The organism is Rhodococcus sp. AG1013 (assembly GCF_003350365.1).
In the GTDB taxonomy this organism is placed as follows: domain Bacteria; phylum Actinomycetota; class Actinomycetes; order Mycobacteriales; family Mycobacteriaceae; genus Prescottella.
This window is the reverse complement of sequence record NZ_QQAT01000034.1, coordinates 1-18,423: the sequence shown is the minus strand read 5'-3', so window position 1 is coordinate 18,423 and position 18,423 is coordinate 1. Positions and strand designations below refer to the sequence as shown.

Sequence of the window (18,423 nt, the reverse complement as noted above, 5' to 3'; positions counted from 1 at the left end):
ATGACGAACAAGCAGTTCCGCGTGATCGTCGGCGGCGAGCTGGACGCGTCGCAGCATGTCGCGGGCATCGTCCTCGTCGATGCGAACGGTGATCCAATCAGCATCGGCGGCGGCGCCGCCGTGACGTGGGCCAATATCTCCGGCAAGCCTGCGGTGGTTGCGGCCGGCGCCGACGCTCCCGCGGCCCGTGCCGCGATCGGCGCAGGCACCTCGAGCATCGCGCTCGGGTCGACGGCCTCGACGGCTTCGCCTGGAAACCATGCGCACGCCGCTAGCGCAGTGACTGCAACGGCCATCGCGCCCGGCACGGCCACTAACGTGCAGGGCATCCTCGCCGAGTTGGCGGCTCGTATCGCAGCACTCGAGGCGGCGTGATGCGCGAATACGTCGTCGAGATCGGCGGGCTCGAGCACACCGTGCAGCTGACCGACGCCGACGCTAAGGAGCGCGGCGCTCGGGAGAAGCTGAAGGTGGCGACCCGGGCCCGCGTTCCACGCAACAAGGCGAGGTGAGTATGGACGCGCTGATCGGGCTTGAGCAGTTCCAGGAACTGATGGCCGGAACCGGCATCGAGGAGTGGCAGCTCAACGTCGCGAACGGCGCGGTCCGCTCCTACTGCGGCTGGCACGTCGCGCCCGTCGTCGAAGAGACGGTCATCGTCGACGGGCACGGCGGCACCATCCTCGACCTACCCACCCTGCGCCTGGTCTCCATCGAAGAGGTTCAGGTGCAGGGTGCGGTCGTAGAGGATGTGGAGTGGTCGGCTGACGGCACACTCCGCGGCCAGTGGCCAGACCGTTGGCGATCGATCGAGGTGCGGATGCGCCACGGATTCGACGCTCCGGCCGACCTTCTCGGCGTCGTGCTCGACGCCGCGGCGCGCGCTGTGAACTCCGAACTCGGAGGCCAAGCCGAGACGATCGGGCCGTTCAGCTTCTCGGCATCCGAGGGATCGACGGCGCTGTTCGCGCACGAGGTCGCGGTGCTCAATCGCTACAAGCTGCCGAGGCTGCCATGAGTGAGACTGTCGTCCGGATTCGCAAGAGCCCCGGCGGAATCGACTCAAACAACGATCCGATTCCATCCTCGGTCGAGCGAACCGCCATGCGCGTGAAGGCGGTATCGCCCGGCGTGTCCAAGCGGAACTCCGGCGTCGCCCGCAATGGCGAGACCATCGAGTACACGCTCTACTTCACGCCTGCACCGGACCTGACGAACGACGACGAGATCGAGGTCCGCGGGCTCGTCTGCAAGGCCCGCGTCCTCGACTGGCGGTCCGCGTTCGGCACCGGCCGCCGTGGGCTCGAGGTTCTCGCCGTCACCAGCAGGGGGTAGCCGTGGCCCAGAAGGTTCAGTTCCAGATCAACCAGGCCGGCATCCAGGAGGTCCTCAACTCGACCGAGGTCGCGGCGCTTATTGACGGAATCGCCGTTCAGGTCGCCAACAATGCCCGCGGGCAAGTCGACGACGACGTGCCCGTCGAGGTCGACACGTACACCACGGACCGTCACGTCGCCTCGGTCGCGATCAAGCATCCCGGCGGCCGCGGGATGCAGCTCAAGCGAGGCGCTCTCACGAAGGCTGCGGGCATGGTCGGGCTCGAGGTGAAGTCGCGATGAGGGCCCGCAGGATCCCCGTCGATCACGTTGTGCCGGTGAAGGACTTCCTCGCCATTCAGATGGCCGGCAACCAGGGCGTGACGGTCGCGCAGAACCTGCCGCCGAAGTGGACGCCCGACTTCCCTCCCGCGGTGGTCATCGGCGGCGACGGCGGAGGGGTGGATGAGTGGCCGGCCTATACCGGCGACCAGGTCCGCGTCACCGTCTACGCGGCCGGTCGCACGGAGGCGCGCCGAATTGCAGGCCTCTGCATGGGGTGGCTACTCGCGCTTCGAGTGCCAGGCATCGGAGTACGGCCCGGCACAGGACTCCTCGACGACCGTGACCCCAGCACCGGCGGGTTCATTGCCGGATTCACCGTGCGTACCCGCGCACGGACTCAATCGTTCTGACCGCCGCGCGGCGGCCTGTTCCCCGGAAAGGGGCTATTTGTCATGGCTGTCATCAACGCCGACAACGCTTCCGTATTCGACGAGGGCGAGATCTACATCCTCGACCCCGCCTACACCGGCCCGCTCTCGGCCGCCGTCCCCGCGCCCGGAGACGCGCCCGGCTCGATGTGGCTCGACTTCGGCCTCCTCGGCACCGAGGGTGTGACCTACACGCCCGGCGTCGAGAAGACGTTCTACGACGGCTGGGGCCACCCGCGATTCAAGGGCAAGACCAGCAAGGGCACCCTCGAGTTGTCGTTCAACGCGCTCGAGCGCAACGCGATCACCGCGGGCATCGCGTACGGCAAGGATGACGGGTTCATCTCCGTACCGAAGGGTATCGAGCGCACCCTCCTCATCGTCACCCGCGAGGACGGCATCGAAGAGGTCGAGTACACCTGCCGCCCCGCCCTGCTGACCACGGGCGCGTGGACCAAGTCCGAGTCCGGCATCCGGACCTTCCCGATCACCGCGGACATCATGTCCGACGCCAACGGTCACCTGCTCGGCACCGCGAACCAGACCGGCGGAGACCCGACGAGCTGGACCGTCACGGTGCCCGCCGGAACGACCGCCGGCACTTTCCCGCTACGTGTCGACATGCAGACCGTCGTCGGTATCGCATTCGACGCCACCAGCGCCGCGGTCAAGACCGCGCTCGAGGCGATCGTGGGCACCGGGAACGTGACGGTCACCGGATCCGCCGGCGGCCCCTTCACCGTCACCCTCAAGAACGGCGGCACTCTCGCGAGCCCGTCGGCAGCGCTCACTCCTGCCGGCACCGTCACCGTCACTGCCGCGTAGTGCCCCGGCCGCCCGCGGTGTGCAGCCCGCGGGCGGCCGGTTCCATCTCTCGCTGCACAGGGGGGCACAATGCCGCGCATCCCATCCGACGCTGAGATCATCGCGGCCGCCCGGGAACTCGGTATCGAGGGACCTATTCGCGGCGCTCAGCGCTCCAAGGTAGCGAAGGCGATCCAACTCGCCGAAGCCATGCCTGACGACGAGCCGGGCGAGCCCGGCCGATTCGTGGACCAGATCACCTCGACGCACGCCCGGCTCATCGAGGCCGGGCTCAACACTTCCGCCGCCGACCGAGTGGTCGCGGCGATCGCACCCGCCGTCTGGCGGGACACGAACTAGGAGCTGCACACTCATGTCTTACGACAACGACTTCGACGACTTCGAGAACGACGACACCGAGACAATCGGTCCCGACGTCGACGAGGAGAAGGAAGAGCTTCTACGACAGCTCGAGGTTGCCAAGCTGCGCATCGAGGACGCTGAGCGCAAGGCCGCCCGCCGGATCCCTGCCAGCGCCCCGAGGCCGCAGGACCGCAAGCCGAAGAAGCCGAAGAAGCTCGCCCAGCAGGCCGAGGTCGAGGATGTCGAGATCATCGTCACCGCGTTCGGTGACGAGTTCCGGATCCGCCGCTCCGCGCTGCAGGACAACTGGCAGTTCTTTGCCGCCAGCGCCGTCGGCAACATTCCCGGAATGCTCGTTCAGGTCCTCGGACAGCAGGGCTTCGTGACGTTCTGCCAGCGCGCCATGGAGGCCGGCAAGAAGCCGACGGAAGCCGCCCGCGAGATGTGGGACCTCATCGGCGAGGAGCTCGGCACCGGCGGCTCGGGAAACTCCTAGGGCTCCTACGGCTGATTGCCGAGAAGGCAGACCTCGTCGAGGCTGACCTCGACCAGTTCTACCGGCGCGACCTCAGCGACCTGTGGCGCACAGACGATGACGGGCGGCCGCTGCTCACGCTGCGGCAGGTGTGGGTCCGCCTCCAGAACGGCCTGCCGCGCGAGTCTGCCCTCGCCATCGACGCCAACGGCGGCCGAATGCCGTGGTCGATCACCGACCACCTCCTGGCCGACCTATGGGCACTGCGCGCCAACTCGGGCAAGAAGCGTGGAGCCAAGCCCACCGATCACCCATCTCGACCGAAGTCCGCGAAGAAGCAGGCGCAGGTCACCGACAAGCAGATCGCCAGGGCGGAAGCACGTTTCGCTGCTCGGCGTCGCAAGCTGAACGGAGACACGTAGGTGGCAACCTCAATCGGCTGGGCCTCGGTGCAGATCGTGCCCGTGATCTCGGGCATCGCCTCGCAGGTCTCGAGTCAGCTACAGGGGCCGATGGGCCAGGCTGGGCAGCAGGCCGGCCAGGAGCTTGGCAACGGCATCGCGGACGGTCTCGCGAAGGCTGAGGCGGCAGTGAAGACCGCGTCGCGGAAGATCGAGCAGGCGCGCGCATCCGAGATGTCCGCGGCTGCGAAGCTGAACATCGAAGAGCTGAAGCTGCAGGAGCTCCGCGACAAGGGCGGCGCGAAGACTTCGCAGTTGGCCGCCGCCGAGGAGCGGGTCCGACAGGCGCGTGAGAAGCACAACCAGACGGTCGGCGCTTCCGAGGCTGCACTGAAGCAGCTTGAGCGAGCGCAGGAGCGGGTCACTCAGGCCACGGAGGAGGCTGGCGATTCCGCGCAGCAGGCCAGCCACCAGCTCGTCGGGTTCTCAAACTCAGTCGAGGACATGGGCAGCGGTGTCGACAACGGCATCGACCAGCTCAAGAACTTCGCGATCGCCGCAGCCGGCATCGGCGGTGCGGTCGAACTCGGGATGCAGGCACTCGACAACCTGAACATCGAGTCACGTCTCGGCGCACAGCTCGGCGCAACACCGGAGCTCGCTAAGGAGTACGGCGATGCGGCCGGAACTCTGTACAAGCAGGGGCTGTCCGGCTCGATGGAGGACGCGGCAGATGCGATCGCTGCGGTCGCGTCCACGTTCGAGGTCGCGGGTTCCGAAGGCGAGAAGTCGATCGACCAGATCGCCGCCGCTGCGGTGACATTCTCGGACACCTTCGGAACGGACGTCGCCGAGTCGGTCCAGATGGCGGATCAGCTCATCACGAACGGCCTTGCCGCGAACAGCACTGAGGCATTTGACCTGATGGCCGCAGGCTGGACGCGAACCGACCTCGCCATGCGTGAAGAACTTCCCGACCTGATGAACGAGTACGGCCAGTTCTTCGCATCTATGGGCATGAACGGGGAGCAGGCGTTCGGCCTACTCGTCAACGCTGCTGACGGCGGCAAGATTCAGATGGACAAGGTCGGCGATGCCATCAAAGAGCTGTCGATCAAGGCGACCGACCTCGGCGACACGGGAGCGCAGGACGCGCTGAAGGAGCTAGGGCTCGCTGGCGATGAGACCGCGAACGCCCTACTGCAGGGCGGGGATGCTGCGAACAAGGCATTCAACGACATCGTCAACGGCCTTAATGGAATGGACGACCCGGCCGGGCAGGCGGCCGCTGCGGTTGCGCTCTTCGGTACCCCGCTCGAGGATCTCGGCAAGGATCAGATCCCCGGATTTCTCGACGGGATGGCATCAGCCGGCGAAGCGATGGACGGATTCGAGGGTACATCGCAGCGACTCGGTGAGCAGATCAATTCCGGTCCTGGCTATGAGCTCGAGAAGCTGAAGAACACCATTCAGGGCGGACTGACCGACGCGCTCGGCGACATGGCGACGTGGGTCATGAACAACACCGACACCCTGAAAACGCTTGCACTGGTGGCGGCTCCGTTCTTCGGCGCGCTCGCTGGATACGCGGCGACAGTGAAGATCATCCAGATCGCGACCGTGGCATGGAACACGGCGCAGATGCTCCTCAACGGCACGATGATGCTCAACCCTGTCGGGCTGATCATCGCCGCGATCGCGGGCTTGGTCGCGGCGGTCGTGCTGATCGCCACGAAAACGACCTGGTTCCAGGATCTCTGGGGCGCAGTCTGGGGTGCCGTCACTGCCGCCTGGGACTGGGCCTGGGGTGTCCTGTCTTCTGGCTTCGAGATGCTCAAAGGCGCATTCGGTGCAGTCGGCGACAAGGTCGGCGATGTCAAGGACTGGATCGTCGGCAAGTGGAACGACGTCGTCGGCTTCGTGACTGGCCTGCCGGGCAAGATCTCCTCGGCCGCGTCGGGCATGTGGGACGGCATCAAGAACGCCTTCAAGGGCGCGATCAACTGGATCATCCAGGCGTGGAACGCGATCGAGTTCCGGATCCCCGGCTTCGAGGTCGGACCGATCAAGTGGGACGGCTTCACACTCGGCCTGCCGGATCTGCCGATGCTAGCCCAAGGTGGCCCGATCACGGGCGGGACGCCGGGCAAGGACTCGGTCCTCGCGATGCTTATGCCGGGCGAGCATGTCCTCGATACTGGTGACGTCTCCGCGCTCGGCGGCCAGGAGGGCGTCTACCGCCTTCGCGCTGCGCTGGACATGGGTGACGTGCCGCGGTTCGCCGAGGGCGGCGCGGTCGTGTCGCCGGACCAGCTCGCAACCTTCGCCAAGGGCGTCGAGGGCAAGCCGTACGTCTGGGGTGGCGTGAACTGGGGCGACTGCTCCGGCGCCGTCTCTGCGTTGGCGAACTTCGCGACTGGTCGCGATCCGTTCGGGTCGCGGTTCGCGACTATGACCGAAGGCACGGAGCTCGCTGCCCGCGGCTTCAAGTCCGGCCTCGGACCCGCGGGTTCGTTGAACGTCGGCTGGTTCAATGGCGGCCCATATGGCGGGCACACTGCAGCAACGCTGCCGAATGGCGTCAACTTCGAGATGGGCGGCGGGCGCGGAAACGGCCAGTATGGCGGGCCCGCGGCCGGCGCGAACGATTCACAGTTCACCGATCACGCGCACCTGCCAATGGTGGTAGCGCAGCTTGTGCAGCCGAACGTGCAGCAGCTCGACCCGCTGACTGGATTCCCTACTGATGGTGGCGCGCCCATGATGCCGGTCGTGCCGTCCCCGGATGGCGCGACCACGCAGCAGCCAGAACAGGCCTTCTCCGGACGAGAGCGCATCCGAAAGATGGGCTCCGACATTGGAGGCATCTGGGCCGACTCGGCTGTCGAGATCTTCGGCGTCGGCGAGTGGCTCGACCTGGCCGACCGCTACACCATCACCCCCGAGGCGGGCGCTGGAGCGGTGGCTCCGTCATCTGGCGAGAACGGCGTCGACGGCGATCCGAACATCATCCCGTGGATCGCGGACATGAACGCGTTCTTCAAGGGCACTGGCTTGTTCGACACCGGCGGCGTGTGGGAGCCGGGGACGTTTGGGTTCAACGGCCTAAAGACGCCCGAGCTCGTGCTCAAGCCTGAGCAGTGGGACGTCGCCGACCGCGCGCTCGACACCGTGCAGGAGCTGGCGACCGTCGGCGGTGGCGGGCCTCGGGTCCAGATCATCAACAACAACAACCAGACGATCGCCGACCAGGACTCCTGGCAGCGCGATCAGGCTGTTCAGCAGAACATCGCGCTCATGCGTTTCGGGAGGTAGTGATGCTCGACATTGCGCTGATCGGCGCGAATGGATATCGGCTCGATCTCTCTGGACGCAACGCTGGCCGCCAGGGCGTCATGATCAAAGCCGGTCAGCTCCAGGGCATCTACGGCGCGCCGATCTCGTCGGAGTGGAAGCGGGCGGCGCGTGAGCGTGGCGGCCGGTTCAAGAGCCGCACGTTCCCGTGGCGGGACGTGACGCTGGGTCTGCACCTGTTCGGCGACGAAACCGACATGGACATCGAGCAGCTCGACTCACTGCTCGACCAGATGATCACCGACGCCCCGGACGAATGGGACGAGAATGAGCAGCTCGCTCGAATCGTCGTGAAGTCCAAGCGGGACACCCGCCGCCTGTTCATCCAGCGGTACGACGACACGGACCTCGATCCCGAGTTCGATCCGACGCTCGAGGATGAGCAGTACCTGAACCCGATCTACAGGGTCCGTTCGGGGATGCCGTTCTGGGAGGGCCGCGAACGCGTCACCGTGTTCGAGTCGACGTCGACGTCGGAGTCCGGGTTCATCGAGGTGTCGAACCCGACGCCGCTCACGATGATGCAGACCTGGGTCCTCACTCGCGCGACGTGGACGATCCCGGACACGTCGTGGGTGGGGCCGAAGGGTCGGCGTGTCCCGGGCGGCCGATTCGCGAATCGGGTTGTCACGCTGCTGCCGATCGACTCGGTGCACGCGGGCGCGCGCATCAACTACGACCCGATGCGGCTGATGCTCGAATCCTGGTCCGGCACGAACCTGCTGGGCAGCAACGGCGGCCGCCAGTTCTTCATGCACAAGATCCCGCCGTACACCCCGCCCACTCGGCTGCCGATCGCCTACACCGGCGCGCCGGCGGGCGGGGCCCGGGCGGAGCTGCACCAGCCGCGGCTGTGGCCGAAGCCGTGGGGAGGTGAGCTGCTGTGAGTGTCGTCGATTTCGATCTGTCGCTCGCCGAGCAGTGCGCGGCGATCTGGGAAGCGACCGAGCGGCAGCAGCGCGAGCTCGACCGGATGCGCCGCACTCCGCCGCTAGTGCGGCTATGGACGGGAGCCAATGCAGACCTGGCGCACATCGTCGAGTGCGAGAACGAGGCGAAGTGGGAAGACCCCGACAACGACACCGGTGTCGGCACCCTGTCGATCGACTTCGAGTTCCCGCAAGCGCAGTGGCTCAACGACATGTACGGGCGGATCAAGCGCGGCGAGAAGCGCAACGTCCTGATCTCGGTCGACCACATGGGGATCCGCTGGTCGGGGCTGCTCGAGGAGACCGACGTCCAGACGGACGAGTTCGGCAACTCGGTGTTGGTTGCGACGTTCCTGTCGGATTTCGAGCAGCTGAAGACGAAGCTGCTGTGGTCCACGCCGGTGATGCCGGCGGGCTTCCAGCCGATCAAGGTGTTCGGGCTCGCCGGACCGTCGCCATGGGTCGTGCTCACGGCACTGCACATCAACCTGTGCCGCGAGAACATGCCGATCTTCACCCTCCCGGACGACCCTCTCAAGGTGTCCTCCTGGTGGGAGGGCTTCGACATGGCGAACTGGACCGTCGTCGTGAAGCCGTCCAGCTTCATGGAGTGGATGGCGAAGGGCGTCCCGTGGGGCGTCCTCACGTCCCGATTCAAATACTGGCATGAGGCCGCGCAGGCGATGCTCGCGGACGGCGAGCTATCGCTGCAGTGGCGCCGGTGGTTCGAAGGCGACCCGCTGCCCTGGCCCGGGGCGAAGCTGCGTCACGGCGCGCTCGTGGTGTGGGTCGAAGACAAGTCCGGCGTCGAGGCCGGCACCTCGAACGGCGGCACGCTGTTCGACGGGCTCGTGCGGACGATCCGCTCGTACACCGACGACTTCGTCGAGAACATCGAGGAGCAGATCACTGACATGCCGGTCGTCGGTGACTACCGCGTGCCCGGCGACCGCCGCACCGACCCGAGAGTGCCGTACGTCTACTACCCACCCGACAGCCCGGGCCTGATCCGCTCGAGCTTCAAGCAGCGGCCAGCGCGCGCGGTGCAGCTCGTCACCGGCGGACACTCGATGCCCGGCGTGAACGAGACAATGAGCGCGCTCGTGCAGGGCGTGTTCGACGTCGTCGGCAACCTGCTGCAGGTCGGTTCGGTCGGCGGCTCGATCGACGCGATCCTCAAACCGTTCTACGAGGACACAGTCCTCGCATGGATCGCGGTGAAACTGCTCAAGCGGGCGCAGGTCTCGGGCGACTTCCGGTACTTCGAGTTCTTCATCGCGTCCGGCGGAAAGGCGTACACGCTCGATTCGCTGGCCGTGCTGCGCGCCGGCGCGTACGAGACGCGCACCGTGTTCTCCGGGTCGATGGAAATCGCCAACGCCGCGCCGTACGTGATCGGCGCGCCTGGCATCGGCCACTTCGGGAAGGGCGACCGGATCGCGACCCGCATCCCCGGCGACATCACGCAGAGGATCCACGTCGAGCGGGTGTCGAAAACCATCTTCGGGTGGGGCGTCGACCGCGATCCCGACTACGAGATCGTCCTGGGCGGCGAAGCGCTGCAGCAGGATCCGCTGGTCCGCCTGATGTCGGCCATCGACAAGGGCAAATCCGATCTGAAGGAACTGGGGGTGATGTCGTGAAGCGTGAAGAGATCCCGACGCGGGAGAACTGCGATCTCGACGATCCGGAGGAGATGTTCCTCTGGATGTTCGTGTCGCTGCCGGAGCTGAAGGGCGCGCTCGCGATCCTTCCGTTCGAGTACTACCGGCTCGTCTCGAAGCGCATGTACGAGTTGGGTGCTCGGCTCGGCGCCGATCCGACGTTGAAGCTGCGGCTGCCCCAGTCGGAAGAGGCGTGGCTCACCGGCGCCGGCACGTGGGTTCCCATCGACGAGCCGGACCCGCCTGTGTCGGAGGCGAAGGACCTCGTCCGCGCGCTGCCGCCGCATCTGCGGAAGGAGCTCGACGACGCCCTCGATGAGATCAAGGCCGAAGAGTCGGCGCACCAGAATCAGGAGGACTAATGGGATTCCGAAGGCCCTACGGAAACGAATACTCCGAGAATGGCTGGCGGATGGTCGACCGCGACATGTGCGTGGTCGCGAACGCATTGCCCTACACGAACACCGCGCCGATCCGAGGCGGCGACGCCGCGACGATCCTCAACGCGTGGCTGATCTGGTACCACCGCAACGTCGAGCCACTGAGCTCGCCCGTGTGGGGCTGGTCTGCCACGAACGATGTGCCGAACTCGAACCACCTCAGCGGCACCGCCGTCGACCTCAACGCCCCGAAGTACCCATGGGGTCAGCGCGTGATGCCGGCGGATCGCATCGCGAGGATTCGCCGCGGCCTCGCACTGTTCGAGGGATCGATTTTCTGGGGTGCGGACTGGTCGCGGGCCGACGAGATGCACTACCAGATCGGCTGGCGCGAGGGCGACCCGCGGGTTGCGGCGTTCGCGGCGAAGTTGAACAACAACCACCTCGGGATCTACGGACCCGCACCCACGCCAGGAGGCGGCATGAACATCGAGCAGGAAATCCGAAACCAGCTCACCGGCAGCGCGGAACTCGGCAAGTACCCCGGTTGGCCGCAGCTCGGCAACCGCACCGTCGTCGACGCGCTCGCGGTCATCGGCCAGAAGCTCGGCATCCCCGGATTCAAGGACGTGATGTGATGAACCCCAACCTGATCACCGATATCCTTCGCGCGAAGCTGGCCGATCAGCCCATCATCAAGCGCTACGCGAACACCGCGACCGCGGCTGTCGGCCTGGTTGTGGCACTTCTATGGGCGGTCGTGTCCGCTGGCGTCGACGTTCCCGCGAACATCACGACCGGCGTGCTGGTACTCGTCAGTTTCGGCACCGTCGTCGGTATCAAGTTCACCCCGAATGGTGTGACTGAGCGGCAGGTCGACGAGCTCGAGCGGTACGTCAAGAACCGCGAGGGCTGACGGTGGTCACTGAAGTGATCACCGCACTGACGCCTGTCCTGCTCGCGATCATCGGCGCGGTGACCGCGTGGCAGGGCAAGCAAATCCGCGACCTGCGCGACAAGTTCGCCGACCTGAGCAGCAAGTTCCGGCTGTCGATCTGGTACATCCGCGACGTCCATCGATGGGACCGCGACGGCCGCAGCGGCGCATTGCCGGCAATCCCCGACGACCTGCGAGACGAGGTGTAACTCGTGACTTCACCCAATCCCGAAACCCCAGACGGAATGCTCGACGGCCTCGGCGGCATCGCCGCATGGTCGCAGAAGACCCAGGCCGAGTGGGAGACTGAAATGCGCGGTCGGCTCACTGGGTCGACCTCCGGGATCAAGGACTTCGCACTGGATCTCATGAACAAGCTCGGGAAGTTCCTGGCCGACGTAGCGAAGGGGATCGGCGACGGCCTGATCGCGGTGGGCGGCGTCATCTTCGACGTCATCACAGACATCGTCGGCGGAGTCGTGAACTTTTTCAAGAACCTCGGTGCTGCAGTCCTCGGCAAAGGCCCGTCCTTTCTCAATCCCTCTCACCCTGACAAGTTTTCGGAAGGCCCCCTCGCGGAAATCAGCGACGGCCAGCGGGCGCTTATTGGCAAGGTCGAAGCCCTCGATGACAACGCTGGCTTCTGCAACCTCACGATGTCGAAAAACTGGAACATCAGCGGCAACGTCAACAAGTGGATTCCGTGCCAGTTCGACACGTACGTGACGGCGAACAAGAATGCCGAGAAGCATGGTGTCGAGGGAACTTCATGGTCAGGGCTGGGGTATGCGAATTCGCCGGGCATCATGCTGCAAGCGCCGGGTGTGTGGCACATCAACGCGCAGGTGACAGCACAGTCTGCCGATACGGCATTCCAGTATTTCGAGGTGAACGTCGAGATCTTTCGGATGGTCCGATACCGCAACACTCCCACTGGGCCGTGGACCGTGTCCCAGGTGGGCGTCTATTCTCAGACGCGATTCCCAGGGTCGTCGAACGCCGGATACTACTCCACGCCGCCAGTTTTCAAGCCAGTCCTGATCCCTGAATTCGAGGTGCAGGAACGCTTCCCGGATAACTCGGTCAAGCAAGAGGATGCCGGATACAAGGTCGTCGTGTCCGCTAGCTACAGAACCTCGACGGCCTGGAAAATGATCGGCGGCACCCTTTGGTCGTCCTTGTCGGTGACCCGTATGTCCGTTGACACGACCAACTATTCCCCGCCCACAGTGGGCACTGGGACGGGTGTCATTCCCGATGGGGCGGCACTGTGACACTCGGATGGACACCGATCGACGAGACGATCGAACTCACCAACGGTGACTGGATCTTCGAGCGCACGAACGAGGCGGGCCCAATCCAGCCGGGCACGATTATCGAGATCAAGTGGGCGAACGGCGTCACCTGGCCCGGCACCGTGGACGGCGCCACTGTGAAGTGGCGCATCGAATCCACCGCCTGCACCGCGGCGATCATCCCGGACGGGACCGCCTTCGAGATCATGGTCTGCTACCCGAACGCCGCCACCTCGAGCACCGATGACTACGTGTGGATGGGCGGCCGCGCTCTCCGCACCAACTATCTGACACAGAACTTCTGAGGAGACACACATGGCGAATACTGTCGTCGCGACCGCGAACGCGCTCGCGAACCACTGGGCATCGCTGGGCAATTCGTACTCGCTCCACACCGGTAACCCTGGCGCGGCTGGGACCGCAAACGAAGCATCTGGAAACGGATACGCGCGTCAGACGACCACCTTCGGATCCCCCGCAGGCGGGACCGTGACCGGATCGCAGATGACGTTCAACTTCCAGGGCACGGCCACGCACATGTGCCGATGGAACGGAACCACGCTGCTCGACATCATCGACACCGTTGACGCAACGATCACCCCGGCGGGGCAGATCAAGGTGACGCCGTCGTTCAACGCGAACTACGTCGCCTGGACGTGATGATGGCGGCCGTGGAGTTCCCGGTCCCAGACCGGGGAATCGCCGCGCTGCCGACCCTGGACGGCGCCGTCATTGCGCTGCCGTCAGCCCAGAGCGTAGCGGTACGGTTCCCGCCAACGCCGATCCCGGTGCGTGACGCTGCTTCGTCGATGGACGGACTCGCGTCGGCCGCGTTGACAGTCGTGCCGGTCCGTAGTGCCGCCGCGAGCATGGACGGCATTGCTGCTGCCACGGCTCTACCGTGCGCCCTGGTCGCTGCGACCGCGACGATGGACTCGCAGGCCCAAGCGCATCGTGGCATCGACGCCGAGATCAGCATGAACAGCGTGACGTCTGCGGCGGTGTCGCCTGTCATCGCCACTACGGCGGTAGTCGTGATGGACGGCGGGGCCGGGATTATCGGCGAGACCGTGATCGTCGGAGTCGCGACTGTGGTCACGAGCATGGACGCATCAGCTGGTGTTGTGATCGAAGGATTCGCGGCTGCCTCAGCCTCCATGAATGCCAACGCGTCTGCCATCGTCACGACCCCAGTCAAGTACCCGAGCCCGGGATTGTTCCCGGCAACCATCCTGTATCCAGAGGGGGAATAGATGCCGCCGTACAGCAAGGTCAACTGGAAGAACAGCGAGGCGGGAGGAACGCCGCTATCCGCCGCCAACCTCGACCGCATGGATCAGGGCATCGCCGACCTCGACGCGGCCACATACCGGAAGCCTGCCAGCGGAATTCCGGGCTCCGACCTCGCCGCCGGCGCTGTCGATTTCGATGAACTATCTACCGTGGAACCAGCGCCCGGATCGAAGTCGGTGCAAGCAGGCGTCAGCTTCGCGGCCCAGATGTACGGTTCGTATGAGTACAGCGGCGGCTGGTCCCGAGGGATGCTCGCCCAGGACGTGAAGGATGATCTAACCAAGGCGGCCAGCGCCTACCAGAAGCCCGCTACGGGTATCCCTGGATCGGATATCGCAGCCGATGCTGCTATCCCGTTCTCGAAGCTCGCCGGCATCCCGTGCGATATGGTCATCGTGCACAGCTCCGGCACCCGCAAAACCGGAAACGGCGACATTAGCGTCGGCGTGCCGATACAGCGCCGGATGATTGTGGACTCGGTTGAGTATCAGTTCGGAACGGCGGATGCCAGTGGGTCGACAACCGTGAAACTGGCTAAGAGGAAGTTCGGTTCCACGTCGACTATCCAGGGGACCAGCGTGACGATCTCCTCGGTGAACCAATCGGATGGCAACGACACGGGAGCTGCTCGCACTACGCCCGCCGAAGTCAACAACACGCTGGAAGTCGGTGACCGGCTGGTGGTGCAAGTCGAGTCTGTCGGCACCACACCAGGAAAGATCCTGTGCGCCGCGGTGAAGGGGCGCTACCTGTGATCCAGATAGTGCGGGCATTCGGATCACCACCTCCGTGGCGCGTACACCGCACGGTGTCGACCAACCCGCCGAACACAGCCTGGAACCCCATCACGAACTGGGCGACCTCGCCCGGCTACGACAACGGGACCACTACGAACGGCCTTGTCGTGCCGAGCGACGACGTGGTGACCGTCAACGGGACCTTCACCCGCGTCAGCACGGCGAGTAATACGTGGTCCCTGCGCCTGACCCTGAACGGCGTGATGGTCGGCAGCTCCCAGGTATTCACATCGAGCAAAACGGTGTCCATCTCGGCGGCTGGAGTCTCCGTTGTTGCCGGGGACGTGATCGGCATGGACCTACAGTCCCTGTTCGCGGCCACGAATGGTGCAGCAGAGGCGAACACCACCTACATCGAAGTCGTGTCCGCATGACGAAGCCCCCAACCATCCGGAGATCCCGGACGGTTGGGGGCTTTTCGTCGTCCCCCGGGGGTGCTACCACCGCCTCTAATCCCGGAGGTCGGTTCGCGCACCACGGCCGGGGCGGTTGGCGTTCCAGTCGTCGATCGTGGCGGGCAGCCAGCCGCGCGTGGTGCCGCGCGGGAGGCTCCCATCCTCGTTGACCGGGCCGGTGATCGCGTCGGGCTCGGGCAGCTTGTAGCGGCTGAGTGCGCCCGGCTCGACGTTGATTCTCTCGGCGAACTGGGTGCGGTTCAGGTAGACCGCCGGCCCCTTAGGCATGGCGGGCCGCCCTGATCCGGTCCTGCACGATGTAGGCGATGATGCCGCCCCATACGGCCCAGAGCGGCCAGGGCGCGTTCAGCACCCACAGCACGGCCCCGGTCGCGGCGGTGCCGACGATGTCGTAGTTGCGTCGCATTGCGTCCAACATGGTCTCGTCCTTCCTCTTTGCGAGGTGAGTGTGAGAGCCTGGCCGGGGACCGGGGTGCTTTCTTCACCCCGGTCCCCTTGGCGGGGCTACCGTTTCCGGTGTCTGCCTCGCGTCCTGGGCTTCGCCTTGTGATTCTGAATCACCATCACGATGTTCGTGATCAGTGTCAGTATCGCAATGATCAAAGCCAGTCGGCCTTCGCTCATCCGCTCACCTCCTCTCTTATGTTGTACCTATGACTATACACTGTCTTGAATCAAGGTGTCAACACTTAGGAAGTGTAAAGTTCGAGCCGCGCCCGAAACGACGAACGCCCCGCACGAGGCGGGGCGTTCTACCATCTGGCGACTAGCTGCGGGTCTGAGCCACCACGCACGCGTCAACCGCCTGCACACGCTCGTCGGCCGGGGTGATCTTGAGGAGGCTGCTCGTCTTCGGCCACTCCGTCGTACTGCTGGCCCCGCCAGTGGACGACGTCGGCATTAGTCCCTTGAGGACCCACACGTCCGAGCGGTTCTCGAACTTGCCGTCCGGGCGCACGGTGGAGGCCCCGTAGAACACGAGGTCGCCGTCGACAATCACCTGAGCGTTTTCGAGGGTCAGCGACTTGTCGTTCAGGCCGTTCGCGACGGCGAGCGTGTACTGCTCCTCGGCAGCGACGCAGCGCGGGTCCGCCTCGCGTACGGCAGCGGCCGCCGGTGCGGCCGCTGCGGTGGGCGTCGCGCTTGACGTCGCCGGCGCGGCCGACGCTGTCGTCGACGTCGATTCGGCACCGCCGTCGTCCGAGCTCGAGCATGCCCCGAGCGCGAGCGCAGACGCGGCGATGGCGATTGCAGCGATTGTCCGTTTCATGCCCAGGATCTAACCAGACCGGTCGGTAGCTGACTATGGGACATTGCAGCTATCCACCAACCGCGACGAGCGTCGGTGCCGCGCCGTGCTTCTGGATCAGGCGTCGCACGCTCGCCTCGGAGATGCCGACCTCGCGTGCGACGGCGCGCTGTTTCATGTCGGTCGTCGCGAGCAGGTGCAGAGCCCTGCGTCGCTTCTCCTCCAGGGATTCCGGCGCGTCGCTGGGATCCGACGATGTCGCGTCGCACAGTGCGTCGGCCTGCGTCGCGGTGCGTCGCGCCTGGTCGGGCACGGTGCCGCATGTCAGTTCGGGCTCGGGAGTCGCAGGCTGTGCGACTGCGAGCTCGACCGCGACGCCCCCGCCCTGCGCCACGTCGCCGCCAGCCGTGTCGCGTCGCAGTTGTACCGCGAGGTGCGGCGCGACGAGCAGGCACAGCGGCGGGATCACTGCGACAGCCGCGCCAGCCCAGCCGGGAAGCGGGCCCTCCGGCAGGAGGTGCGCCGCGGCTCCTGCGGCAACGGACACCGTGGTGGACGCGCCAAGGAGGATCCACGCGTAGGTGCGATCCTCACGGAGTCGCATCACGGCAGAGGTTGCGACGACAGCCAGGCCGTCGACAGCGAGCGGCCACGCCCACGCCATCGCGGGCGAGTAGCCGGCGCGCACGGCGAGGTCGACCAGATTCGAGTACGAGAGCGCGAAGGCCAGCGCGGCGATCACGTAGGTGCCGACGACGTCGAGGCGGATGCGGTTCACAGCGGGGCTCCTATGCGGATCTGGTTCATCAGGTCGCGGATGTCGTCCTCGAGGCCCCACAGGCTGCGGGCGTAGGCGTGGGCGGCGCTCTCGCGCTGCGGGTCGTGGAGCTCGGCGCTCAGCCGTGCGCGGGAGGTGGCGAGGAGCTGCTCGAGCTTGTCGTCGATGCTCATGCCGCCACCGCCGTCCGTGTTGCCCATGCGGCACAGCGGACGACGCGATCGTTCACTTCCTCTGGGAGGAAGCCGTACCCATCGCAGTCGCCGCACGAGCAGGTGTTCGACCGGCGATCGATAGAGCTAGCGCGCCGGGGCGCCGGGATCGCGGACCAGGTGCCGATGTAGCCCTGCGCGAACTTCGTGGGGCTCGACGGACGGTGCGCGTCGACAGCAGCCTTGGCGAGTGCGTCCACGCCGTGCGTCTCGAGTAGGCCTGCGATGACGTCAGCCTGCTCGGGCTTCAGCACGTCCCAGCGGGCGGCCAGGCCCTTGTCACGGCATGCGGCAGCGAGGGTGTCGAATCGCCCTTCTGCGTGAGCAGACACCAACACACCCACTCGCTTCGGGACGCGCTGCGTCGGCGTTGCAGCCTTGGGTGAGGTGGGTTTGGTTTCAATCCTTGGTAGATCAATCCTTTGTGTAGAGCCGGATTCATCGGCGCCGGACGAATCGTCTTCCGGATTTCCAGGCCCCGGCTGGGCATGCTGCTCTGCGGGCACCGCGTTGATGGTGTGAACGATCGCGAACGTGCCGTCGGGGTATTGGACGCGCTCACGGACGAGGTAGCCAAGCTCCTCGAGCTCGCGCATCGCAGTGCGGATTGCGTCGCGGCCCTCACGCGGGGACTGCGCGGCGATCGCAATCGAGCGGGCACGCCAGTCGGCAGGCTTGGACAGCAGGTGCATCAGGACACCGCGAGCGCGGAAGCTCAAGCGGTCGTCATTGATGACTTCGTTCGACAGGGTGGTGAAGTTCGCGGTGAGGCGTGGGCCCCGCTGAATCCCACCCTGGATATGGGTATGCTCTGACACTGTTCGACTCCTACATAGTCGGACCATGCCCCGGGACTGTTAGCGCAGTCGCCGGGGTCTCTCTTTGCTGTTGTAGCGCTGACTGTACACGCGCCGGTCCCGCACTGGTCCCGCAGCAGGGTCAGAAACTGCGCTAACTTCGAGACAAGTGCGACATCAGAAAACGCGCTGACCAGCACTGGAGCGAAACGCAAAGGTCGGGCGTGGGGGCTCGCATCTACATCGTGTA

Annotated in this window: 29 protein-coding genes; 23 read left to right on the top strand and 6 right to left on the bottom strand. The window is 65.7% G+C overall.

Going from position 1 to position 18,423, the window contains the following annotated elements; all coding sequences use genetic code 11:
- From DEU38_RS26955 to DEU38_RS26855, 23 genes are all read left to right on the top strand, one after another.
- Entirely contained in the window at nucleotides 1-375 is a 375-nt protein-coding gene (locus tag DEU38_RS26955) for a hypothetical protein (RefSeq protein WP_114724441.1), read from the top strand.
- Complete coding sequence (locus tag DEU38_RS28765) at nucleotides 375-512, top strand: hypothetical protein (protein ID WP_181818967.1); 138 nt, start codon at nucleotides 375-377, stop codon at nucleotides 510-512. Before DEU38_RS26955 ends, DEU38_RS28765 begins: the two co-directional genes overlap by 1 nt.
- Nucleotides 513-514: 2 nt before the next feature.
- Nucleotides 515-1,018, top strand: coding sequence for a hypothetical protein (locus DEU38_RS26950; protein ID WP_114724440.1), 504 nt, complete (start codon nucleotides 515-517; stop codon nucleotides 1,016-1,018).
- Nucleotides 1,015-1,335, top strand: a complete 321-nt coding sequence (locus tag DEU38_RS26945) for a hypothetical protein (RefSeq protein ID WP_114724439.1) — start codon at nucleotides 1,015-1,017, stop codon at nucleotides 1,333-1,335. Before DEU38_RS26950 ends, DEU38_RS26945 begins: the two co-directional genes overlap by 4 nt.
- 2 nt (nucleotides 1,336-1,337) lie before the next feature.
- Nucleotides 1,338-1,619, top strand: coding sequence for a hypothetical protein (locus DEU38_RS26940; protein ID WP_114724438.1), 282 nt, complete (start codon nucleotides 1,338-1,340; stop codon nucleotides 1,617-1,619).
- Nucleotides 1,620-1,654: 35 nt separating this feature from the next.
- The gene (locus tag DEU38_RS26935) at nucleotides 1,655-2,011 is read left to right on the top strand and encodes a hypothetical protein (RefSeq protein WP_114724437.1); all 357 of its coding nucleotides are present in this window, start codon (nucleotides 1,655-1,657) and stop codon (nucleotides 2,009-2,011) included.
- Nucleotides 2,012-2,053: 42 nt separating this feature from the next.
- Nucleotides 2,054-2,854, top strand: a complete 801-nt coding sequence (locus DEU38_RS26930) for a hypothetical protein (RefSeq protein WP_114724436.1) — start codon at nucleotides 2,054-2,056, stop codon at nucleotides 2,852-2,854.
- Nucleotides 2,855-2,923: 69 nt separating this feature from the next.
- Nucleotides 2,924-3,193: a hypothetical protein gene (locus DEU38_RS26925; RefSeq protein ID WP_114724435.1), complete on the top strand. Its 270-nt coding sequence runs from the start codon at nucleotides 2,924-2,926 to the stop codon at nucleotides 3,191-3,193.
- Nucleotides 3,194-3,206: 13 nt separating this feature from the next.
- Nucleotides 3,207-3,692, top strand: a complete 486-nt coding sequence (locus DEU38_RS26920; RefSeq protein ID WP_114724434.1) for a hypothetical protein — start codon at nucleotides 3,207-3,209, stop codon at nucleotides 3,690-3,692.
- A gap of 128 nt (nucleotides 3,693-3,820) precedes the next feature.
- Entirely contained in the window at nucleotides 3,821-4,093 is a 273-nt protein-coding gene (locus tag DEU38_RS28185) for a hypothetical protein (protein ID WP_147283595.1), read from the top strand.
- A complete protein-coding gene (locus DEU38_RS26910) occupies nucleotides 4,094-7,387 on the top strand; it encodes a phage tail tape measure protein (protein ID WP_114724432.1) in 3,294 nt (1,097 codons plus the stop codon).
- A gap of 2 nt (nucleotides 7,388-7,389) precedes the next feature.
- A complete protein-coding gene (locus DEU38_RS26905) occupies nucleotides 7,390-8,313 on the top strand; it encodes a hypothetical protein (protein WP_114724431.1) in 924 nt (307 codons plus the stop codon).
- Complete coding sequence (locus DEU38_RS28760) at nucleotides 8,310-9,998, top strand: hypothetical protein (protein ID WP_181818966.1); 1,689 nt, start codon at nucleotides 8,310-8,312, stop codon at nucleotides 9,996-9,998. The genes DEU38_RS26905 and DEU38_RS28760 overlap by 4 nt, the downstream gene beginning before the upstream one ends.
- On the top strand, nucleotides 9,995-10,381 hold the full coding sequence (locus tag DEU38_RS28755; protein WP_181818965.1) for a DUF2744 domain-containing protein: 387 nt from the start codon (nucleotides 9,995-9,997) through the stop codon (nucleotides 10,379-10,381). Before DEU38_RS28760 ends, DEU38_RS28755 begins: the two co-directional genes overlap by 4 nt.
- Nucleotides 10,381-11,037 carry a M15 family metallopeptidase gene (locus tag DEU38_RS26895; RefSeq protein ID WP_114724430.1) on the top strand — a complete coding sequence of 219 codons (657 nt, stop codon included), beginning with the start codon at nucleotides 10,381-10,383 and terminating at the stop codon, nucleotides 11,035-11,037. Before DEU38_RS28755 ends, DEU38_RS26895 begins: the two co-directional genes overlap by 1 nt.
- Nucleotides 11,037-11,315 (top strand): hypothetical protein, encoded by a 279-nt coding sequence (locus tag DEU38_RS26890; protein WP_114724429.1) that lies wholly within the window; start codon nucleotides 11,037-11,039, stop codon nucleotides 11,313-11,315. The genes DEU38_RS26895 and DEU38_RS26890 overlap by 1 nt, the downstream gene beginning before the upstream one ends.
- A 2-nt stretch (nucleotides 11,316-11,317) precedes the next feature.
- A complete protein-coding gene (locus DEU38_RS26885) occupies nucleotides 11,318-11,545 on the top strand; it encodes a hypothetical protein (protein ID WP_114724428.1) in 228 nt (75 codons plus the stop codon).
- A gap of 3 nt (nucleotides 11,546-11,548) precedes the next feature.
- Entirely contained in the window at nucleotides 11,549-12,610 is a 1,062-nt protein-coding gene (locus DEU38_RS26880; protein WP_147283594.1) for a hypothetical protein, read from the top strand.
- Complete coding sequence (locus tag DEU38_RS26875; protein WP_114724426.1) at nucleotides 12,607-12,936, top strand: hypothetical protein; 330 nt, start codon at nucleotides 12,607-12,609, stop codon at nucleotides 12,934-12,936. Before DEU38_RS26880 ends, DEU38_RS26875 begins: the two co-directional genes overlap by 4 nt.
- A 10-nt stretch (nucleotides 12,937-12,946) precedes the next feature.
- On the top strand, nucleotides 12,947-13,291 hold the full coding sequence (locus DEU38_RS26870) for a hypothetical protein (protein ID WP_114724425.1): 345 nt from the start codon (nucleotides 12,947-12,949) through the stop codon (nucleotides 13,289-13,291).
- Complete coding sequence (locus DEU38_RS26865; protein WP_147283593.1) at nucleotides 13,291-13,884, top strand: hypothetical protein; 594 nt, start codon at nucleotides 13,291-13,293, stop codon at nucleotides 13,882-13,884. The genes DEU38_RS26870 and DEU38_RS26865 overlap by 1 nt, the downstream gene beginning before the upstream one ends.
- Nucleotides 13,885-14,679: a hypothetical protein gene (locus tag DEU38_RS26860; RefSeq protein ID WP_114724423.1), complete on the top strand. Its 795-nt coding sequence runs from the start codon at nucleotides 13,885-13,887 to the stop codon at nucleotides 14,677-14,679.
- Nucleotides 14,680-14,732: 53 nt separating this feature from the next.
- The gene (locus tag DEU38_RS26855; protein ID WP_114724422.1) at nucleotides 14,733-15,095 is read left to right on the top strand and encodes a hypothetical protein; all 363 of its coding nucleotides are present in this window, start codon (nucleotides 14,733-14,735) and stop codon (nucleotides 15,093-15,095) included.
- A 75-nt stretch (nucleotides 15,096-15,170) separates the two neighbouring features.
- Here DEU38_RS26855 and DEU38_RS26850 read toward each other — a convergent pair whose 3' ends face one another.
- The 6 genes from DEU38_RS26850 to DEU38_RS26830 all read right to left on the bottom strand — a co-directional run bounded on the left by DEU38_RS26850 (nucleotide 15,171) and on the right by DEU38_RS26830 (nucleotide 18,194).
- Nucleotides 15,171-15,404 (bottom strand): hypothetical protein, encoded by a 234-nt coding sequence (locus DEU38_RS26850; protein ID WP_114724421.1) that lies wholly within the window; start codon nucleotides 15,402-15,404, stop codon nucleotides 15,171-15,173.
- Nucleotides 15,397-15,555 carry a hypothetical protein gene (locus DEU38_RS28750; RefSeq protein WP_181818964.1) on the bottom strand — a complete coding sequence of 53 codons (159 nt, stop codon included), beginning with the start codon at nucleotides 15,553-15,555 and terminating at the stop codon, nucleotides 15,397-15,399. Before DEU38_RS28750 ends, DEU38_RS26850 begins: the two co-directional genes overlap by 8 nt.
- A 348-nt stretch (nucleotides 15,556-15,903) precedes the next feature.
- Nucleotides 15,904-16,407, bottom strand: coding sequence for a hypothetical protein (locus tag DEU38_RS26845; RefSeq protein ID WP_114724420.1), 504 nt, complete (start codon nucleotides 16,405-16,407; stop codon nucleotides 15,904-15,906).
- A 49-nt stretch (nucleotides 16,408-16,456) separates the two neighbouring features.
- On the bottom strand, nucleotides 16,457-17,164 hold the full coding sequence (locus tag DEU38_RS26840; RefSeq protein WP_114724419.1) for a DUF2637 domain-containing protein: 708 nt from the start codon (nucleotides 17,162-17,164) through the stop codon (nucleotides 16,457-16,459).
- Entirely contained in the window at nucleotides 17,161-17,364 is a 204-nt protein-coding gene (locus DEU38_RS26835; RefSeq protein WP_114724418.1) for a hypothetical protein, read from the bottom strand. Before DEU38_RS26835 ends, DEU38_RS26840 begins: the two co-directional genes overlap by 4 nt.
- Nucleotides 17,334-18,194, bottom strand: coding sequence for a replication protein (locus DEU38_RS26830; protein ID WP_114724417.1), 861 nt, complete (start codon nucleotides 18,192-18,194; stop codon nucleotides 17,334-17,336). The genes DEU38_RS26835 and DEU38_RS26830 overlap by 31 nt, the downstream gene beginning before the upstream one ends.
- Nucleotides 18,195-18,423 lie beyond the last annotated feature (229 nt).

Excerpts from the sequence above, each read along its gene's own strand:
- DEU38_RS26955 (WP_114724441.1), top strand. The coding sequence starts at position 1 with ATGACGAACAAGCAGTTCCGCGTGATCGTCGGCGGCGAGCTGGACGCG.
- DEU38_RS28765 (WP_181818967.1), top strand. The coding sequence starts at position 375 with ATGCGCGAATACGTCGTCGAGATCGGCGGGCTCGAGCACACCGTGCAG.
- DEU38_RS26950 (WP_114724440.1), top strand. The coding sequence starts at position 515 with ATGGACGCGCTGATCGGGCTTGAGCAGTTCCAGGAACTGATGGCCGGA.
- DEU38_RS26945 (WP_114724439.1), top strand. The coding sequence starts at position 1,015 with ATGAGTGAGACTGTCGTCCGGATTCGCAAGAGCCCCGGCGGAATCGAC.
- DEU38_RS26930 (WP_114724436.1), top strand. The coding sequence starts at position 2,054 with ATGGCTGTCATCAACGCCGACAACGCTTCCGTATTCGACGAGGGCGAG.
- DEU38_RS26925 (WP_114724435.1), top strand. The coding sequence starts at position 2,924 with ATGCCGCGCATCCCATCCGACGCTGAGATCATCGCGGCCGCCCGGGAA.
- DEU38_RS26920 (WP_114724434.1), top strand. The coding sequence starts at position 3,207 with ATGTCTTACGACAACGACTTCGACGACTTCGAGAACGACGACACCGAG.
- DEU38_RS26905 (WP_114724431.1), top strand. The coding sequence starts at position 7,390 with ATGCTCGACATTGCGCTGATCGGCGCGAATGGATATCGGCTCGATCTC.
- DEU38_RS26895 (WP_114724430.1), top strand. The coding sequence starts at position 10,381 with ATGGGATTCCGAAGGCCCTACGGAAACGAATACTCCGAGAATGGCTGG.
- DEU38_RS26890 (WP_114724429.1), top strand. The coding sequence starts at position 11,037 with ATGAACCCCAACCTGATCACCGATATCCTTCGCGCGAAGCTGGCCGAT.
- DEU38_RS26870 (WP_114724425.1), top strand. The coding sequence starts at position 12,947 with ATGGCGAATACTGTCGTCGCGACCGCGAACGCGCTCGCGAACCACTGG.
- DEU38_RS26865 (WP_147283593.1), top strand. The coding sequence starts at position 13,291 with ATGATGGCGGCCGTGGAGTTCCCGGTCCCAGACCGGGGAATCGCCGCG.
- DEU38_RS26860 (WP_114724423.1), top strand. The coding sequence starts at position 13,885 with ATGCCGCCGTACAGCAAGGTCAACTGGAAGAACAGCGAGGCGGGAGGA.
- DEU38_RS26850 (WP_114724421.1), bottom strand. The coding sequence starts at position 15,404 with ATGCCTAAGGGGCCGGCGGTCTACCTGAACCGCACCCAGTTCGCCGAG.
- DEU38_RS28750 (WP_181818964.1), bottom strand. The coding sequence starts at position 15,555 with ATGTTGGACGCAATGCGACGCAACTACGACATCGTCGGCACCGCCGCG.
- DEU38_RS26845 (WP_114724420.1), bottom strand. The coding sequence starts at position 16,407 with ATGAAACGGACAATCGCTGCAATCGCCATCGCCGCGTCTGCGCTCGCG.
- DEU38_RS26835 (WP_114724418.1), bottom strand. The coding sequence starts at position 17,364 with ATGGGCAACACGGACGGCGGTGGCGGCATGAGCATCGACGACAAGCTC.